The 16,867-nt window shown below is 70.2% G+C and carries 19 protein-coding genes; 6 read left to right on the forward strand and 13 right to left on the reverse strand.

Annotated features, from left to right (window positions below):
• The 3 genes from GWI24_RS07180 (at position 1) to GWI24_RS07190 (ending at position 1,222) form a co-directional block, all read left to right on the forward strand.
• Positions 1 to 321 (forward strand): hypothetical protein, encoded by a 321-nt coding sequence (locus GWI24_RS07180; RefSeq protein ID WP_210945055.1) that lies wholly within the window; start codon positions 1 to 3, stop codon positions 319 to 321.
• A 175-nt stretch (positions 322 to 496) separates the two neighbouring features.
• Positions 497 to 718 carry a hypothetical protein gene (locus GWI24_RS07185; RefSeq protein WP_210945056.1) on the forward strand — a complete coding sequence of 74 codons (222 nt, stop codon included), beginning with the start codon at positions 497 to 499 and terminating at the stop codon, positions 716 to 718.
• Positions 719 to 733: 15 nt separating this feature from the next.
• Positions 734 to 1,222 carry a hypothetical protein gene (locus GWI24_RS07190; protein WP_210945057.1) on the forward strand — a complete coding sequence of 163 codons (489 nt, stop codon included), beginning with the start codon at positions 734 to 736 and terminating at the stop codon, positions 1,220 to 1,222.
• Positions 1,223 to 1,303: 81 nt separating this feature from the next.
• Here the strand turns inward: GWI24_RS07190 and GWI24_RS07195 are convergent, their stop codons facing one another.
• The 9 genes from GWI24_RS07195 to GWI24_RS07235 all read right to left on the reverse strand — a co-directional run bounded on the left by GWI24_RS07195 (position 1,304) and on the right by GWI24_RS07235 (position 10,058).
• The gene (locus GWI24_RS07195) at positions 1,304 to 2,470 is read right to left on the reverse strand and encodes a Cmx/CmrA family chloramphenicol efflux MFS transporter (RefSeq protein WP_210945058.1); all 1,167 of its coding nucleotides are present in this window, start codon (positions 2,468 to 2,470) and stop codon (positions 1,304 to 1,306) included.
• Between the two features lie 272 nt (positions 2,471 to 2,742).
• Positions 2,743 to 3,861: a hypothetical protein gene (locus tag GWI24_RS07200; protein WP_247616005.1), complete on the reverse strand. Its 1,119-nt coding sequence runs from the start codon at positions 3,859 to 3,861 to the stop codon at positions 2,743 to 2,745.
• A gap of 6 nt (positions 3,862 to 3,867) precedes the next feature.
• Positions 3,868 to 4,698, reverse strand: coding sequence for a hypothetical protein (locus GWI24_RS07205; RefSeq protein WP_210945059.1), 831 nt, complete (start codon positions 4,696 to 4,698; stop codon positions 3,868 to 3,870).
• A gap of 21 nt (positions 4,699 to 4,719) precedes the next feature.
• Positions 4,720 to 6,171 (reverse strand): hypothetical protein, encoded by a 1,452-nt coding sequence (locus GWI24_RS07210; protein WP_210945060.1) that lies wholly within the window; start codon positions 6,169 to 6,171, stop codon positions 4,720 to 4,722.
• Complete coding sequence (locus GWI24_RS07215) at positions 6,171 to 6,509, reverse strand: hypothetical protein (protein WP_210945061.1); 339 nt, start codon at positions 6,507 to 6,509, stop codon at positions 6,171 to 6,173. The genes GWI24_RS07210 and GWI24_RS07215 overlap by 1 nt, the downstream gene beginning before the upstream one ends.
• 199 nt (positions 6,510 to 6,708) lie before the next feature.
• Positions 6,709 to 7,134 (reverse strand): Fur family transcriptional regulator, encoded by a 426-nt coding sequence (locus GWI24_RS07220; protein ID WP_020871449.1) that lies wholly within the window; start codon positions 7,132 to 7,134, stop codon positions 6,709 to 6,711.
• A 152-nt stretch (positions 7,135 to 7,286) separates the two neighbouring features.
• Positions 7,287 to 8,186 (reverse strand): metal ABC transporter permease, encoded by a 900-nt coding sequence (locus GWI24_RS07225; RefSeq protein WP_210945062.1) that lies wholly within the window; start codon positions 8,184 to 8,186, stop codon positions 7,287 to 7,289.
• Position 8,187: 1 nt separating this feature from the next.
• Positions 8,188 to 8,985, reverse strand: coding sequence for a metal ABC transporter ATP-binding protein (locus GWI24_RS07230; protein WP_210945074.1), 798 nt, complete (start codon positions 8,983 to 8,985; stop codon positions 8,188 to 8,190).
• Positions 8,986 to 9,062: 77 nt separating this feature from the next.
• Positions 9,063 to 10,058 carry a metal ABC transporter substrate-binding protein gene (locus GWI24_RS07235; RefSeq protein ID WP_210945063.1) on the reverse strand — a complete coding sequence of 332 codons (996 nt, stop codon included), beginning with the start codon at positions 10,056 to 10,058 and terminating at the stop codon, positions 9,063 to 9,065.
• A gap of 150 nt (positions 10,059 to 10,208) precedes the next feature.
• Here GWI24_RS07235 and GWI24_RS07240 point away from each other — a divergent pair, with 150 nt between their 5' ends.
• On the forward strand, positions 10,209 to 11,591 hold the full coding sequence (locus GWI24_RS07240; protein ID WP_210945064.1) for a glycine--tRNA ligase: 1,383 nt from the start codon (positions 10,209 to 10,211) through the stop codon (positions 11,589 to 11,591).
• A gap of 139 nt (positions 11,592 to 11,730) precedes the next feature.
• A complete protein-coding gene (locus GWI24_RS07245; RefSeq protein ID WP_247616006.1) occupies positions 11,731 to 12,024 on the forward strand; it encodes a hypothetical protein in 294 nt (97 codons plus the stop codon).
• On the opposite strand, the gene GWI24_RS07250 is transcribed toward GWI24_RS07245, so the two are convergent.
• From GWI24_RS07250 to GWI24_RS07265, 4 genes are all read right to left on the reverse strand, one after another.
• Complete coding sequence (locus tag GWI24_RS07250; RefSeq protein ID WP_210945066.1) at positions 11,993 to 12,409, reverse strand: hypothetical protein; 417 nt, start codon at positions 12,407 to 12,409, stop codon at positions 11,993 to 11,995. The genes GWI24_RS07245 and GWI24_RS07250 overlap by 32 nt on opposite strands.
• Before the next feature lie 44 nt (positions 12,410 to 12,453).
• The gene (locus tag GWI24_RS07255) at positions 12,454 to 13,047 is read right to left on the reverse strand and encodes a TetR family transcriptional regulator (protein WP_210945067.1); all 594 of its coding nucleotides are present in this window, start codon (positions 13,045 to 13,047) and stop codon (positions 12,454 to 12,456) included.
• 8 nt (positions 13,048 to 13,055) lie between these two features.
• Entirely contained in the window at positions 13,056 to 14,078 is a 1,023-nt protein-coding gene (locus GWI24_RS07260) for an aldo/keto reductase (RefSeq protein WP_210945068.1), read from the reverse strand.
• Positions 14,079 to 14,221: 143 nt separating this feature from the next.
• Positions 14,222 to 15,736 carry an MFS transporter gene (locus tag GWI24_RS07265; protein WP_210945069.1) on the reverse strand — a complete coding sequence of 505 codons (1,515 nt, stop codon included), beginning with the start codon at positions 15,734 to 15,736 and terminating at the stop codon, positions 14,222 to 14,224.
• A gap of 101 nt (positions 15,737 to 15,837) precedes the next feature.
• Between GWI24_RS07265 and GWI24_RS07270 the strand changes: the two genes are divergently transcribed.
• On the forward strand, positions 15,838 to 16,833 hold the full coding sequence (locus GWI24_RS07270) for a helix-turn-helix transcriptional regulator (protein WP_374103279.1): 996 nt from the start codon (positions 15,838 to 15,840) through the stop codon (positions 16,831 to 16,833).
• The last annotated feature ends 34 nt before the right edge of the window (positions 16,834 to 16,867 follow it).

Here is a 16,867-nt window from a genome sequence, read left to right on the forward strand (position 1 = left end):
ATGTATGAAATCAGCGAGAGCGGTCTCAAAGTCGAGATCGAGCTTGGTGGGGACTCTCCCGAGACGGTGGAAAACGCCGATGGGTGGGTCGAGTTGCCCAATGGTGAAAAGTGGGCGGCCACTTTCCTTACCTATGCCGAAGTCGGCAGAATTCTGGACAGGTGGTCACGTACCGGGGAGTTCTTGAGCGGAGGGTACTTCGTCTGCTCGGATTTGGTTATGGTTCGGAATCCGGGCGCTCGTGAGATGTTCAACGCCGTGAAAGACATGGTGGCGACCGGGTCGCACAGGGGGCATCTCACACGAGTCGATCCCGAGTGAACTGGCCTTTTGGCGAAAGGTGACGACAGTCGAGCACCCGCCCAGGTGTCTACAAGCCGCTGAAAGCGATCTACTGAACAAGCTCCTGTCAGCGCGATTTCCCGGTGCTGAGCAATTGAGGCAGCAGGTTCCTCAAGCGCGTGTCGTCGGTCGCTGGGGGAGTGATTCCCCCAGCGTGGACCTCAAAGTGGTTGAGCCTTTTCCGCCTGCGGAGGTCCCCAACGGTGTGATCCCCGCTACTGGCGCTGTGAAGGACTCCTCCGGAGAGTTGGTCGGCGAACTGCTGCTATGGGTAAGCGATGGGAGTCTGTCGGCTCTGGAGTACTCCTGGTACACCGACGAGGCCCCGACGGCGCTGCCTGACACGGGCGATGTGACCATTGCTGTGGAGCAGTGAGTAAGGGGAGGGTGCGTGGATGGCATCGTGGTTCTGGCGAGGGTGATTTCCACTGCTCGGCTTCACGGCGTCGGCATTGGATCGTCCATCGGAGAGGTCGATCAGGCAGTGAAGGCCGACTTCATCGAAGTGGCCGACGAGGGGCACAGAACGCTCCGCAGGGACTACGGATTCGTGGAGCTCTACTTCTCCGGCGGCCCGGGGGAGTGGAGCATGACCAGCGGCATGATCGAACTGCATCGACTGGCGGCTGATGACCAGGGCATGGCAGCGGAATGGCGCCGTGACACGGGCGTGGAGTTCCCGGAGTACTGCTCCTGGAGCGAACTGCGGGAGGAGCTGTCACGGACCCCCGACGCGCCTGACATCGATCTTCGCCCTCAAGGCGGTTATCTCGAATACCGAGTACCGGAGACCAAGGTCTCCGTGCTGGTGGTGGATAGCGAGGAGGAGCGTGACGACTGCCCGGGGCATGGGGACGTCTGGAGCCTGAGCCTGGGCTGATGGCATCGGAGGGAGTACGACGTCAGCCCACCAAAGCCTTGCTGGACGTGCTGACGTCGCACTCGACCACCGGCCGGTGGGTTATCCGGCTTCCTCGACCCCGGCGCGGGCAACCCGCGCCCGGGATGCCGCGACGGTGGCGACCGCCGTCGCGGCCAGGGCGGCGCTGACCCACGCCGCGTCCCGGTAGTCGCCCGTCGTCCCGGTCGCGACGCCCGCGGTCAACGGCCCCAGGAACGCACCCGCGTTCAGCGCGACCGTGGCGAACGAGCCGCCCAGCGAGGGGGCCTGGGGCGCGACATGCATGACGCGGGCGACGAGCGTTGAGCCGATGCCGAACGACAGGGCGCCCTGGACGATCGTCACGACGAAGAGCGGGGCCGCGTAAGGGCTGGTCACGGCGAGCAGGGCCCATCCCACGGGCAGGACGCACAGCGCCAGGAGCAGGCCCCTCCCGAGCCCGCCGTCGGCCGTACGCCCGGCCGTGGTCACCCCCACGAAGGCGCCCACCCCGAATGCGGCGAGCAGGGCCGGGACCGCGGCGGCCGGAAGGTGGGCGATGTCCGTGGCGATGACGGCCAGGTAGGCGAAGGTAGCGAAGGTCGCCCCGTTCACCACGGCCGCGAGGACCATGGCCCACCGCACCGGACGCGACCGCAACGCACGCGCCTCCCGCCTGATCGAGACCTCCGCCCGGCCCGCCGCGTCGGCGGGCGCCTGACGGAAGACCAGCGCCAGCGCGGGCAGGCACAGGGCGGCCACGGCCCAGAACGCGGAACGCCAGCCGGACCAGTCCCCGAGCAGCGCGCCCGCGGGGACGCCCGCGACGCACGACAGCGTGACCCCGGACAGCAGCACGGCGGTGGCCCTGCCGCGCTGCTCCGCGGGGACGAGGGCCGTCGCCACGGACATCGCGACCGCCAGGAAACCGGCGTTGACGATCGCGGCGACGACACGCGTCCCGAAGAGCACGGCGAAGTCCGTCGTGACCGCGCCGATCACATGCACGACGACGAACGCCGCCAGAAAGCCCGCCAGCGCGCGACGCCGCGGCCAGCGCGCGCTCAACGCGGCCATCACCGGGGCGCCGACGATCATCCCGATCGCATAAGCGGACGTCAGACTCGCCGCGGCTCCCACCGATACGGAGAGGTCGCGGGCGATTCCCGGTACGAGGCCGGACAGCATGAACTCGGACGTTCCTTGCGCGAAGACGGCGAGCGCGAGGACATAAAGGAAGACAGGCAAGAGGTCGACTCCAGCGATGGATGAGCGTATGCGGGCAAGAGCAGCCGCGTGCTGGATGTCGGACTACGTGTACGCCACGAGCCCGAAACGGAACCAGACACACGGAGTCGTGTCCGGTCGCTGGAAGCGAGATCGACCCAGAAACCAGGTCGGTGGACCCAGGAACCAGGTCAGTGGTCAGAGAACGACTCGCCGCCGAGCGACCGGCGGCTCCGTTCTGTCTGATTCAGGGCTCATCACGTCGGGCACCGTACCCACAACCCCCACCGAGATCAATCCGATTTCGGCACGCCCCAGCCCCTCCGGTACGCGGCCCAGTCACCCGGCGTCGCCGCGAAGTCCACATACAGCGCGACGCCGAACCGTTTGCGGCGCGCGTCCTCGCGGCTCAGTCCGAGGCGGGCGCCCCGGACGGCCGCCGCCACCGTTTCGGCCGATTCGTGGTGGCCGATGTCGTCGGTGTGGAAGGCCGGGAGGCCCATCAGCAGGTCGGTGCCGCGCGGGGTCGCCTCCAGGGCCAGTCGCGTCTGCTGTGCCACATAGCCTCCGTACAGGCTCTCCATGGGCATCGCCGTGTCGTAGGACATCACCGCGATCTGGTCGACCCGGCGGGCGACCGCGCCGAAGTACGACTGCGACCACCACTTGGGGTGACCGGCGACGAAGCCCGCGACGGAGTGGAGGGAGGGGAGGGGGTCGATCTGGTGGGCGGCCACCGACAGCGGTGCGCGACGGGCGCGGGTGACCGCGTGCACATCGTCCAGCAGCGAGAGGTAGTCCCGGTCGCCGGAGTGCAGGGGCTCCAGATCGAAGTGGACGCCCGCGAACCCCGCGTCCAGCACCTGGCGCGCCGAGCGCACGACGCGTTCGCGCGTCGCCGGTTCGCCGAGGTCCATCCCCGTCTTGCCCTCGGTGGACAGCACATCGCCGAGCCACGCCTGGACGCGCACCCCGGGCAGCTCCCGCCGTACCGCGTCCACCAGCCACCGGGCCTTCGGATAGCGCGCCCTGGGCAGGCTGCCGTCATGCTCCAGCGGGCCCGCGTGGACGTACAGATCCCGGACGCCGGTGCCGCGCATCCGCTGGACCAACTCGGCCAGCTGAGCCTCACCATTGCGCCCGTCCACCCAGGCATGCCCCAGCCACACCGCGTCCCGCTCACGGGTCCGCGTCCCGGGCGCGGGATCCCCCGCGTACTGCAGCCGCAGCGACACCCCGGCGGTCAGCACGGGCACCACCAGCAGCACAGCGGCACCCGCCGCCACCCGCTTGGGCCACTTCAGCCGCGGATGCGCCCAGCCCCGCACAAACGCCACCCGCCCCCGCCCGAGCACGGAGCCCACTCGGCGCAGCACACGGATGGGGGTGCGGTCGGGGTTTTCCGAGGGCATTGGCGGTCAGCCTCCGTCGTAGGACACGACCGTGCCGTGCAGGGTGTCGGCGACGCGTGACCCGAGGTCGTAGTCGCAGAGGTTGACGGTCCAGTTGCCGGCCGTGACCAGGGTCGCGGGCACGCCCTTGTAGGCGATGGCCTCGCGCAGCACGGCGTTTCGGTCGGCGTCCGAGGCGTGCAGGGCGAGGGTGGCGCAGTTGGGTGAGCCGGTGTCCGTGCCGGTGGTGCAGGTCAGGACGGTGTCCGAGCGCTGCTTCCGGTCGTCGCAGCCCACCGCCGCCGCGAGGTCGTCGGCGAGGGCGCCGACGGTCCGGTAGCGGGGGGTGCGGGGGATGTCCGGGAGCGGATAGTCGGGGATCTTGGCCTTCTTGGGCGGCAGTACGACGCCGCCGAGAGCGGCCGCGATCCGGTTCGCGAAGCGGGGCTCGGTGACCCATACGAACCAGTGACCCGCGGCGACCAGGGTCTGGCCACTGGGGGGCTTTCTCCGGGAGGCGATGGAATCGCCGACCTCGTCGCGGTCGAAGACCTCGGGATTGAGCACGTGGATGTCGTTCTCGAACTTCGTGCCGTCGATGACGGACGCGCATCCGAGGCTCGACCCCCCGCGCCCACTGCCCTGCGAGCGGCGAGTGACCTCGCACGGGACACCGCCCGCCTCGAGGGCTTCCACGACCGCGTCGGCGTCGGTGTACTCGGGCTTCGTGGGCACATTGCCCGGCATCGTGGCGCGCGGGCTGGGCGACGAGCCGGTGCCGCCCTGCGTGGTGTTGCCGCACGCGGCGAGGACGGCCATGGCCACCCCCGCCGCGAACACGCTGATCACTCGCTTCATGAACTCACTTCTTCAGGGGGCCTAGCCCGTCGCCGAGGGACGCGGTGTGAGACCGGGGCTTGGCTCGGCCGGCTTCTTGTCGCCGCCTCCGCCGCCCCCGCCGCCTCCATCGTCGTTCTTGCCACCCGAGGACGGCGGGGTGGGGGACTTCCCGGGCTCCGGCGACGGAGTACCGGGCTCCGGATCGCCGGTTCCGGTGCCGAGTGTCTCACCGCCGTAGATCGGGTCGATGGTGAACGAGTGCCCCTTGGGGGTGGAGCCCTCCAACTGCTCCAGGGCCTTCTGGCGCTCTTCGTCGCTCAGGGCCTCCCACGCCTTGGCGTCCTCGAGACGCGGCTGGAGCTTGTCCCAGTTCTCCCCGCGGGTCTTGATGTCGCCCCCTCGGTGGTCCGAGTCGTCCCCGTACTGCTCGTTCTTCTCCCGGACGTCGGGAGTGTCGGCGGCGTAGAGCACGAACAACTGCTTGTCCGTGTCCGAGCCGTACGGATTCTTCTGCAACTCCTTGAGGTAGTAGGCGCTCAGGCGGATGTCCTCGTTGGGGTTCTCCTCGATGTACTTGGTGAGTTGGGCATCGCTGAGGTCTCCCAGATAGGTGCCGTCCGCCGCGGTGAACACATCGCGGTTGTCAGCCATGACCTTACGGGCCGTCCCCAGCTTCATATGCGTGATACCGAGCGACTTGTCCGGCTTGATCGTCTGCTGGAGCGTCCAGTTGAACACCCTGCCGACGCTCGGCAGGAGACCGCGGCCGTCCTTGTCGTAGTTCTGGTACCACTGCTGCTCCTGCCAGAGGATCGACAGCAGCAGCGTCTTGCTCATTCCGGTCTCCTTCGCGGCCCGTTCCACGGCGGCGAGCTGCGCGGGGGAGACGTTGATCGGATGCGGGCCGTCGGGCGCTCCCGTCAGGCGCAGTGCGATGGCCAGCGGGCTGTTCTTCTTCAGCGCCTCCTTGACCAGCTTCGGGTCGGAGATCTCCGTGAGGCCCCTGATGGTCCGCAGCGCGGCCGACGCCGTGGTGTCGGCCTTGGTCGCGCGGGACAGGGCGTCCTCGATGATGCCCTGGGCGTGCCGGACCGGCTCCGACTGGCTGTCATCACCTTGTCCGGAGGCCACCGGCTTGGAGTGGGAGACGCGCCCGCTGTCGTCGACGCTCAGCTCATGGTCCTTGGCGTAGCCGAGCGCGCTGCTCAGATCGCGCTGGGCGGCCTCGATCTCGTCGGCCAGGTCGTCGTAGACGCGGCACAGCTCGCGCAGCGCCAGATGCGCCGCCTCGTAGTCCTCGGCGTGCTTGACGAAGGTGCGGCGGGCGGCGAGCCCCGCGTCGGACACCCACTGCTTCTCGATCGTGCGGGCCACGTCGTCGCGGGCGAAGGTGCCGATCTCCTCGCAGTGTTTGGCGGCGCTGAGGGCATCGGTGGCGGCGTCGCGCCAGGCTTGCGGGCTCGCGGAGCGGAGGTCGGGCACGGAGACCATCAGGCACCCTCCAGCCAGCGGGCGTCCTTGCGGAGTTCCGCCTCGATGGAGAGGTCGGTGTCCATGTAGTCGTCCATGGCATCGGTGATGGCGGCGGCCGCTTCCCTCGCCGACTTGCCGAGCTCGTGCAGGCGGTTGCGCCATGCCGTGACGCACTCCTGGTTGGGATTCGCGACCGCCCAGCCCGAATGGGCCTTCCCGGCGGCCTCGGGGTCGTCCAGCTTGATCTTGCTCTGCCCCGTCGCGCTCGCGGTGTGGAAGGCGCCCGCGGTCTTCTTCGGGGACGGCGGATCGATGAAGAGGCCCGGCAGCCCCGGTAGATCAGGAAACAAGGACATCAGGCTTCCCCCAAGTAGCCGTAATGTTCATGTACTTGACACCGTACTCGGCGCCCCGCCGAAGGGCAGGGTGCCACGCGTACGGGCGTGGTTTCAGTACAAGGCTGTGACGGCCCCGGGGGGAAGCGGACCGCAGGGGTGACCCTGTGGAGTCAGGGCTGACCCTGTGGAGTGGGGGTTGACCCACCGACGTGGGGGGTCAGCCCTGGGATGCCTTTGCCGCGGCGCAGTCGCCGCAGGTGCCGAAGATCTCGATCGTATGGGCCACGTCCACGAAGCCGTGTTCGGCGGCGATCGCGTCGGCCCACTTCTCGACGGCGGGGCCCTCCACCTCGACCGCCTTGCCGCAGGCGCGGCAGACCAGGTGGTGGTGGTGCTCCTCGCTGTTGCACCGGCGGTAGACCGCCTCGCCCTCCGTGGTGCGGAGGACGTCGACCTCGCCGGCGTCGGCGAGGGACTGGAGGGTGCGGTAGACGGTGGTCAGGCCGACCGAGTCGCCCCGGTGCTTGAGCATGTCGTGGAGCTCCTGCGCACTGCGGAACTCGTCCACCTCGTCCAGTGCCGCCGCCACCGCGGCGCGCTGCCTGGTGGACCGGCCGCGTACTGGGGGACCGGCGGTCGCCACAGCTGCCTCCTCAACCTCGCATGCTCCGTCGCTCTCGGGGCTCGTTCCGCGCCCACTGCGCTTTCTGCCCGGCCATTGTGCCAGTTATCGCTTGGGTAGCGGACGAGAGTGATGGGATGGGCGACGGAGCCGAGCATCGGCCGGGCAGTGGACTACGAGCGTGGACCAGGAGCAGTGGACTGTACGAGTACATCGTCCCTCAGGGTGCATCGTTCCTCGGCCGCGGCCACCCGCCCCGCGCGTCTTTTCGCCAGGGGCGCGGCCAGGGCCGTGATCAGGGCGAAGACGCCGATGGCGAGGACGACGATGCTCGCGCCGGGCGGGACGTTCTTGTAGAACGAGAAGACCGTGCCGGACAGGGTCACCACGACGCCGATGGTGATCGCCAGCGCGAGCGTCATCGCGAAGCCCCGGGTGGCCTGCTGGGCGGCGGCGACCGGGACCACCATCAGGGCGCTGACCAGGAGCAGGCCCACGACGCGCATGGCGACGGTGACAGTGACGGCCGCGGTGACGGCCAGCAGCAGGTTGAGCGTGCGCACCGGGAGGCCGGTCACCCGGGCGAACTCCTCGTCCTGGCAGACCGCGAACAGCTGGCGGCGCAGTCCCATGGTGATCAGTACGACGAAGGCGGCGAGCAGGGAGATCGCGACGACGTCCTCGGGGGAGACCGTGGTGATCGAGCCGAAGAGATAGGTGGTGAGGTTGGCGTTGGAGCCGGTCGGCGAGAGGTTGATCAGCAGCACACCGCCCGCCATCCCGCCGTAGAAGAGCATCGCGAGCGCGAGATCGCCGCGGGTCTTGCCGTACCAGCGGATCAGCTCCATGAGGATCGCGCCGAGGGCGGAGACGGCGACGGCGGTCCACACCGGGTTGGTGCCGGTCAGGAAGCCGAGAGCGACGCCGGTCAGGGCGACATGGCCGATACCGTCGCCCATGATCGCCTGGCGGCGCTGGACGAGGTAGATGCCGACGGCGGGCGCGGTGATGCCCACCAGGACGGCGGCGAGCAGGGCCCGCTGCATGAAGGCGTAGTCGAGGATCTCGAGCATCTCAGGTCAGCAACCCTGTCCGGATCGGTTCGGCGTCGGGCGCCGCATGGGGATGGACGTGATCGTGGCCGGGCAGCGCGTGCTGGCCCACGGCCTTGGGCGGCGGTCCGTCGTGGACGACGCAGCCGTCGCGGAGCACCACCGCGCGGTCGATCAGCGGCTCCAGCGGGCCGAGCTCATGCAGGACGAGCAGGACCGTGACGCCGCCGGCGACCTGCTCGCGGAGGGTGCCCGCGAGGATCTCCTGGCTGGCCAGGTCGACCCCGGCCATCGGCTCGTCCATGATCAGCAGCTCCGGTTCGCCCGCGAGGGCGCGGGCGATCAGTACGCGCTGGTGCTGACCGCCGGACAGGGCGCTCACCGGGTCCCGGGCGCGGTCGGCCATGCCGACGAGCTCCAGCGCCCGCTGGACGGCCGCCCGGTCGGCCTTGCGCGGCGGCCCGAACCGGCGGCGGGCCAGCCGCCCCGCCGAGACGACCTCGCGCACGGTCGCGGGGACGCCGCTGGCGGCGGTGGTGCGCTGCGGTACGTAACCGATCCGCGCCCAGTCGCGGAAGCGGCGGCGGGGGATGCCGAAGAGGGCCAGCTCACCGCCGCTGAGCGGCACCTGGCCGACGATGGACCGTACGGCGGTGGACTTGCCCGAGCCGTTGGCGCCGAGCAGCGCCACGACCTCACCGCGGCGGACGGTCAGATCGATACCGCGCAGCACGGGGCGGCCACCCAGGGTGGCCGTCGCGCCGCGCAGGGATATGGGCTCCGCGGCCGGGGCCTCGGCCACCCCGGATTCCCGGGCCATCCCGGATTCCCCGGCCACCCCGGATTCCCCGGCCACCCCGGATTCCCGGGTCTCCTCGGCTTCCATGGCTTCCTCCGTCACTTGGCGCCCAGCGCCTTCCGCAGCGCCGTCAGATTGGCTCGCATGACCTGGATGTAGTCATCGCCCTTGGACTTGGAGCCGATGCCCTCGATCGGGTCCAGCACATCGGTCCGCAGATGGAGATCGCCCGCCAGCGTCCTGGCCGTGCGGTCGCTCACCAGGGTTTCGAAGAAGACGGTGTTGACCTTGTCCTTCTTGGCGATGGTGTGCAGCCCCCTGACCCGGGCCGGGCTGGGCTCGGACTCGGGGTCGAGCCCAGAGATCGCCTCCTGCCGCAGGCCGTAGCGCTCGGCGAGATAGCCGAAGGCGGCATGGGTCGTGATGAAGGTGTCCGAAGAACGGCCCTTCAAACCGCTTCGGAAGTCCTGATCGAGCGTGCTCAGCTCCTTGACCAGGGTGGTGGTGTTCTTCTTGTATGTCGCGGCGCGATCGGGGTCCGCCTTCTCCAGCGCCTTGCCGACGCCCTTGGCCACCTGGGCGTAGCGCACCGGGTCCAGCCAGATGTGGGGGTCGGCGGCCGCGTCGCCGGAGTGGTCGTGCCCCTCGTGGCCTTCCTCGCCCTCGTGCCCCGCCTCCCCCTCGCCGCCGTGCTCGTGCTCGCCCTCGACCTCCGTGCCGTGGTCCTCCAGCGAGGTGTACAAGGCGGCGTCGGCGACCTGCTTCGGCTCGGCCTGGGCGATGGCCCGGTCGACGGAGGGCTGGAGCCCCTTGAGGTAGACCACCAGACCGGCCTTGCTGAGATCGGCGGTCTGCCGGGGGCTGATCTCCAGATCGTGCGGTTCGACGCCCGGCCTGGTCAGGGAGGAGACATGGACGGCGTTCCCGCCGATCCGCTGGGCGAGGAATTGCATGGGATAGAACGACGCCACCACATCCAGCTTGCCGTCCGTCCTTCCGTCCCCGGCGTTGGTGGAGCAGGCTGTGAGGGTGGTCAGACCCAGTGCGGCGGCTCCCACGAGGGCGGTCGTGGGCCTGAGGCGGCGTATGTTCATGACTCTCATTTTCAACAAAGATGGAAACGATTGTCAACAACTGTCCTCTTGTTGATCGCTTCGGCTATCGATTTGATCCGGGGGGTGCCGCCGCCGGTAACCTGAAGCATTCGCTTCGTCGTCAATGTCGTCATCAATGAAGAGAGCACCGTGGCCGCCGACAAGATCGACACCATCGTCAGCCTCAGCAAGCGCCGTGGCTTCGTCTACCCGTGCAGCGAGATCTACGGCGGCCAGCGCGCCGCCTGGGACTACGGACCGCTCGGTGTGGAGCTGAAGGAGAACATCAAGCGGCAATGGTGGCGTTCCACGGTCACCTCGCGTGACGACGTCGTCGGACTCGACTCGTCCGTGATCCTGGCCCGTGAGGTGTGGGAGGCGTCCGGCCACGTCGCCACCTTCACAGACCCGCTCACCGAGTGCACCTCGTGTCATAAGCGGTTCCGCGCGGACCACCTGGAGGAGGCGTACGAGGCCAAGCACGGCCGGCTCCCCGAGAACGGCCTGGCCGACGTCAACTGCCCGCACTGCGGCAACAAGGGCAGCTTCACCGAGCCCAAGCAGTTCTCCGGGCTGCTCGCCACCCACCTCGGCCCGACCCAGGACTCCGGTTCGGTCGCGTATCTGCGCCCCGAGACCGCCCAGGGCATCTTCACCAACTTCCTCGCCGTCCAGCAGACCTCGCGCAAGAAGCCGCCGTTCGGTATCGCGCAGGTCGGCAAGTCGTTCCGCAACGAAATCACGCCGGGGAACTTCATCTTCCGTACGCGTGAATTCGAGCAGATGGAGATGGAGTTCTTCGTCAAGCCGGGCGAGGACGAGAAGTGGCACGAGTACTGGATGGAGCAGCGCTGGAACTGGTACCGGGACCTCGGTCTCCAGGAGGCGAACATCCGGTGGTACGAGCACCCCAAGGAGAAGCTCTCCCACTACTCCAAGCGCACCGCTGACATCGAGTACCGCTTCAACTTCGGCGGCTCGGAGTGGGGCGAGCTGGAGGGTCTGGCCAACCGCACCGACTTCGACCTGAAGGCGCACTCCGCGGCGTCCGGCCAGGACCTGTCGTACTTCGACCAGGAGGCCGGCGAGCGCTGGACCCCCTACGTGATCGAGCCGGCGGCGGGCGTGGGCCGCGCGATGCTGGCCTTCATGCTCGACGCGTACGTCGAGGACGAGGCGCCCAACGCCAAGGGCAAGATGGAGAAGCGCACCGTGATGCGGCTCGACCCGCGGCTGGCGCCGGTCAAGGTCGCGGTGCTGCCGCTGTCCCGCAACCCGCAGCTCTCGCCGAAGGCCAAGGGGCTCGCCGCGGACCTGCGCAAGCACTGGAACATCGAGTTCGACGACGCGGGCGCGATCGGCCGCCGCTACCGCCGCCAGGACGAGATCGGCACGCCCTTCTGCGTCACCGTGGACTTCGACACGCTCGACGACAACGCCGTCACCGTGCGCGAGCGCGACACGATGAAGCAGGAGCGGGTCTCCCTCGACCAGATCCAGTCCTACCTCGGCGGCCGTCTGATCGGCTGCTGACCCGGCTCGGGCCATCGCGCCCGGACCACACGGGTACCGGACACATATCCGACGACGGGCTCCGGCGCCGCGGACGCGAGATCCGTGGCACCGGGGCCCGTCGACTCGGCAGAACGGGGGTTCGCCAATCGTGCGAGGCGTGACGCATCACATCACCGCCATCCACGAGGACGGCACGGTCTTCGAGGTGAGCTACGGCTACGGTCCGGGGCAGCGGCGGCTGCTCGGCTGCCAGCACTGCGACTGGCAGGAGCGGATCACCCACGGCGGCGCCCGGCACAAGGGGCTCGATCACCTCGCCCAGGCGCACGGGGCCCTCGGCTCGCCGCGGATGACCGCCGACGCGGCGGCGCGGCGTCAGGTCGTCCTCATCATGCTGGCCTGTTTCGCGGCGGCTGCGGTCATTGTCTGGTGGGCCGCTTCCCAGGGGTGAGCTGGTCTGTGGTGACCGGGTCCGTGGGCTGGGCTGTGGTGACCGGGTCCGTGGTGAGTTGGTCTGTGGTGACCACGGCGGTGGGCCGCCGTTCCCGGCCGAGGGCCGGCGCAGTGCACACCGCCGCCAGCGGCAGCTCCGCGCCGGCGCAGCGCGGCGGTGGAGAGCAGCCCGAGCGCTTCGAGGCCGCGTCCAGGCCCACCCACGCGACGTTCCCGTGGCCGACCCGCGCCGTGGACGGCAGCGTCCGGGCCAGTACGTACGGCCAGCGGACCAGCGCCGCCCCCGAGACCAGCAGCACCGACTCCGGCCGTATGCGCCGGCGCGGCAGCGCGAACCGCGCCCTCCGCGCGGTCGCCGGGACCCCTGGTTCCGGTGGCCCCAAGTCCCAAGTGGGGGCCCGGCGGCTCCAAGCGGGGCCCGGCGGCTCTAACGGGCCCGCAGACCGTCCAGCAGCAGCTCGCAGACGGCCGCGAAGGCCGGGTCCATGTCCGGGTCCGACCACCGTGGTGCGTAGACGGGGTCGTGGAATCGAGTCGTCGCGTCCCAGAGCGCGCGGGCCGCGGCGCGGGCGTCCCGCATGGTGAACTCCCCACGGGCGATGCCGCTTTCGACGATCGTGGTGAGCTGGTCGAGCATCGTCTCGACATGGCGGGCGACGGTCTCGCTGTTCTCGGAGGCCAGCGCCAGATACGTGGCGAAGAGCTCCGGATCGACGCCCGCCTTACGGCGCTTGGCGGCGAACAGGGTGAGCAGCCAGTCCTCCAGCCGGTCGGCCGCCGGGCCCTTGGCGCGGGCGATGCGGGACAGGTCGTCGTGCTCCTGGTCCAGCCACCGCTCGGTGACCGCCTCGCGCAGCGCCGTCTTGGAGCGGAAGTGGCGGTAGACGCTGCCGTGGCTGACCCCCAGCGCCCGGGCCACGTCCACCACCGTGGCCTTCGCGGGGCCGTAGCGGCGCAGCACGTCCTCGGTGGCTTCGAGGATGCGGGCGGGCGTCAGGGGGGTCTCGGGCGGCGGCGGCATCGGATCCCTTACTTCTTCTCGCTGTCGAGGGTGGCCATCTGGGCCTCCGGGTAGCGGGCGCCCGCGGCGGCGTCCGCCGGGACGGCCTCCTCGATGGCGGCCAGGTCGTCGGCGTCGAGCGTAACGTCAAGCGCGCCCAGGGCCTCGGCCAACTGGTCGCGGCGGCGGGAACCGATGAGCGGGACGATGGCGGTGGAGCGCCGGACGCCCTGGGCGAGCACCCACGCGATGGCGATCTGGGCGACGCTGACGCCCTTGGCGTCGGCGATCTTGCGGAGGGCCTCCACGAGTTCGAGGTTGCGGTCGAGGTTCTCGCCCTGGAACCGGGGAGCCCCGCTGCGGAAGTCCTGGCCGTCCATCGTGCGCTCCCGGCTCCAGTGGCCGCTGATCAGCCCGCGCGAGAGCACTCCGTACGGGGTGATGCCGATGCCCAGCTCACGGCAGACGGGCAGGATCTCGTCCTCGATACCGCGCGCGAGCAGCGAGTACTCGATCTGGAGATCCGAGATCGGGGCGACGGCGGCGGCCCGCCGGATGGTCTCGGCGCCCACCTCCGAGAGGCCGATGTGCCGTACGTAACCCGCCTGTACGGCCTCGGCGATGGCCCCGACCGTCTCCTCGATCGGGACGGCCGGGTCGAGGCGGGCGATGCGGTAGATGTCGATGTGGTCGGTGCCCAGCCGCTGAAGCGAGTACGCGAGGAAGTTCTTGATGGCGGCGGGGCGCCCGTCATAGCCGGTCCAGGCGCCGTCCGGGCCGCGCAGGGCGCCGAACTTCACGCTGGTCAGGGCGCGTTCGCGGCGGACCGCGGGGGCGGTGCGCAGGGCCTCGTTTATGAGCAGTTCGTTGTGGCCCATGCCGTAGAAGTCGCCGGTGTCGAGCAGGGTGATCCCGGCGTCGAGGGCGGCGTGGATGGTGGCGATGGACTCGGCGCGGTCGACGCCGGCGCCGTACATGGGGGACATGCCCATACAGCCGAGGCCGATCGCGGAGACCTGGGGGCCGGTGGTGCCGAGCTGGCGGTTCTGCACGGGTGCTCCTTGGGATTTCGGGGTGGGGTGTCCAAGGAGAGCGTGACATATGCGATGACAGATTTCAATATCTGTCATCGCCTACCAGTCACCCCGTCCGGTTGTTCCGGTTGTTCCGGTTGCTCCGCTTGTTCCGCGACCTCCTACGACACCTTGCGCGGCAGCCGCAGGCTCATCAGTAGGGTCAGCGCGATCGCCGCCAGCTGGGCCGCGAGCGTGATGACCAGCGCGTCGCCCATGCCCGCCGACGGCTCCAGGGACAGGAAGAGCGTGCCGAGCGTGGCCACGCCCAGCGCCAGCGCCGACTGCTGGGTGGTGACCATCACGCCGCTCCCCACCCCGGCCCGCTCGCTCGGCACATCGGCCAGCACGATCCGGATCAGCACCGGAAGCTGCAGCCCCTGCCCGAACCCGGCCAGCGCGACGCCCGGCAGCAGCCCGGCCAGCGACAGGTCCGGCCAGTCCCGCCATACGGCGAGCATCAGCAGCGCGATGCCCACCGCCTGGATCAGCCCGCCCGCGGTCACCACACGGCTGCCGTAGCGGCCCACCAGACGCGGCCCCATCAGCGAGGCCACGAAGAACGTCGTGGCCATCGGCGCCAGCGCCAGCCCGGCCTCCACCGGCCCGTACCGCAGCCCCTGCTGCAGCGCGACCGCGATGACGAACATGAAGCCGCCGAAGCCGATCGAGAACGGCACCACCATCGCGAGCCCGCGCCGCAGCCCGGGCAGGGCGAACAGGCTCGGCGGCAGCAGCGGCGTCCGGCCGGCCCCTCGCCCGCCACCGCCCTCAGCGGAGCTGCGCGCTGCCTGGTCCGCGCGGTCCGCGCGCCGCTCCACGACGTAGAACGCGGCGGCCACGAACGGGAACGCGCCCAGCCCCAGCCAGGTCCACAGCGGCCAGCCCGCCGCCCGCCCCTCGGTCAGCGGCACCATCAGGGTGATCAGCGACAGCGCCAGCAGCACCGTGCCCGGCACGTCCACCGGCGCGGGCCGCTCCGAGCGGGTCTCGGGGACCGTACGGACCCCGAGAGCCAGGCCGATCAGCGCGACCGGCACATTGACCAGGAAGACCGCGCGCCAGCCGGTGCCCGCGATGTCCGCGGCCACCAGCACACCGCCCAGGATCTGCCCCGCGACCATGGACAGACCGGCCGTCGCGCCGTACATGCTGAGCGCGCGGGCGCGGCGCGAACCGCTGGTCGAGGAGTGGATCGTGGCCAGCACCTGCGGAAGCATCAGCGCGGCCGAGGCGCCCTGCGCCACCCGGGCGCCCACCAGGCTCCAGGCGTCCGGCGCGAGCCCGCAGGCCAGAGAGGTCAGCCCGAAGGCCGCCATCCCGGCGAGGAAGAGCCGACGCCGCCCGAAGGTGTCGCCCAGCCGCCCGCCGAGGACCAGCAGCACCGCGTACGCCACGCCGTATCCGGCGACGACCAGCTCCAGCACGGCCGGACCGGCATGGAGGTCGTGGTCCATGGTGGGCAGGGCCACATTGACGATGAAGAAGTCGATCAGCGGCAGCGCCGCGCCCAGCAGCACGGTGAACAGACCGAGGGGGCTCAGCGCGGGTCCGGAGGTGTGGGTCCGCCCGGGGGTCTTCGCCGCACCCGGGGCGGCGGTTCTCGTTCGTATCGTGGAAATCTGTGTTTCGGTCACGCTTACGAAGGTCCCGCGTCGCTCAGGCTGGTACCAGAGTGTCTTTATCCTGGTACAAGAAGTACCTGGCAACCGGCTGAGCCCTCGGGCACCCTGGAGCCATGACCACGATGGTGCGGGATACGACGGCAGGGGCCGCGGCCGAGAGCAGGAGCGCGGGGGCCGAGATACGGCGTCCGGAGGCGAGCGACCCAAGGAGAGGCGAGCTGGCCGCGTTTCTGCGCAGCCGGCGGGAGCGGATCACGCCCGAGCAGGTGGGGCTGCCCCGGGGCCGCCGCCGGCGCACCCCCGGGCTGCGCCGCGAGGAGGTCGCGCAGCTCTCGACCGTCGGCGTGACCTGGTACACCTGGCTGGAGCAGGGCCGCGACATCCATGTCTCGGCGCAGGTCCTCGACGCCATCGCCCGCGCGCTGCTCCTGGACCGCAGCGAGCGCGCCCATCTCTTCGCGCTCGCCGGTGCCATCGACCCGACCCCGGCGAGCGAGTGCACGGGCATTCCGCAGTCGCTGCAGCTCATGCTGGAGCGGCTCGAGCCGTTCCCGGCCTGCGTCCAGAACAGCCGCTTCGACCTGCTCGCCTACAACCGCAGCTACCGGCTGCTGATGTGCGACCTGGACCAGGTGGCGCCGGAGGACCGCAACTGCCTGTGGCTGGCCTTCACCAACGACGAGTGGCGTTCCAGCCTGGTGGACCGGGACGAGACGATCCGGATGATGGCGGCCAAGTTCCGCGCCGTCATGGCCGAGCATGTGGCCGAGCCCGCCTGGAAGGCGCTCGTGAAGCGGCTGGAGGAGGCCTCACCGGAGTTCCGGGAGATCTGGGCGCGGCATGAGGTGATCCGGCCCGGCGACAAGATCAAGGTCTACCGCCAGTCGCGGGTGGGCATCCTCCGGCTGGCCTCCACCAGCCTGTGGACCGGCCCCCAGCAGGGCTCCAAGCTGCTCACGTACACCCCGGCGGACGTGGAGACGCGGGAGCGGCTGGAGCGGCTGCACGCGCTGGCACTCGCGGAGGAGGCGGCAACGGGGGAGGCGGCCCCGGAGGGGGCGGCAACGGAGGAGGCGGCAACGGAGCGGGTGGCCCCGGCGGCGGTCTGATCCGCCGGGCCTCGGGCGGCCTCATGGACGGCCG

The organism is Streptomyces sp. MK37H, from assembly GCF_018035285.1.
Lineage (GTDB): Bacteria > Actinomycetota > Actinomycetes > Streptomycetales > Streptomycetaceae > Streptomyces > Streptomyces endocoffeicus.

What these genes read in the sequence shown, in the direction of transcription:
- GWI24_RS07180 (WP_210945055.1), top strand. Translation starts at nt 1, where the DNA reads ATGTATGAAATCAGCGAGAGCGGTCTCAAAGTCGAGATCGAGCTTGGT.
- GWI24_RS07200 (WP_247616005.1), bottom strand. Translation starts at nt 3,861, where the DNA reads ATGCCCTCGGAAAACCCCGACCGCACCCCCATCCGTGTGCTGCGCCGA.
- GWI24_RS07205 (WP_210945059.1), bottom strand. Translation starts at nt 4,698, where the DNA reads ATGAAGCGAGTGATCAGCGTGTTCGCGGCGGGGGTGGCCATGGCCGTC.
- GWI24_RS07210 (WP_210945060.1), bottom strand. Translation starts at nt 6,171, where the DNA reads ATGGTCTCCGTGCCCGACCTCCGCTCCGCGAGCCCGCAAGCCTGGCGC.
- GWI24_RS07215 (WP_210945061.1), bottom strand. Translation starts at nt 6,509, where the DNA reads ATGTCCTTGTTTCCTGATCTACCGGGGCTGCCGGGCCTCTTCATCGAT.
- GWI24_RS07225 (WP_210945062.1), bottom strand. Translation starts at nt 8,186, where the DNA reads ATGCTCGAGATCCTCGACTACGCCTTCATGCAGCGGGCCCTGCTCGCC.
- GWI24_RS07230 (WP_210945074.1), bottom strand. Translation starts at nt 8,985, where the DNA reads ATGGCCCGGGAATCCGGGGTGGCCGAGGCCCCGGCCGCGGAGCCCATA.
- GWI24_RS07235 (WP_210945063.1), bottom strand. Translation starts at nt 10,058, where the DNA reads ATGAACATACGCCGCCTCAGGCCCACGACCGCCCTCGTGGGAGCCGCC.
- GWI24_RS07255 (WP_210945067.1), bottom strand. Translation starts at nt 13,047, where the DNA reads ATGCCGCCGCCGCCCGAGACCCCCCTGACGCCCGCCCGCATCCTCGAA.
- GWI24_RS07270 (WP_374103279.1), top strand. Translation starts at nt 15,838, where the DNA reads ATGACCACGATGGTGCGGGATACGACGGCAGGGGCCGCGGCCGAGAGC.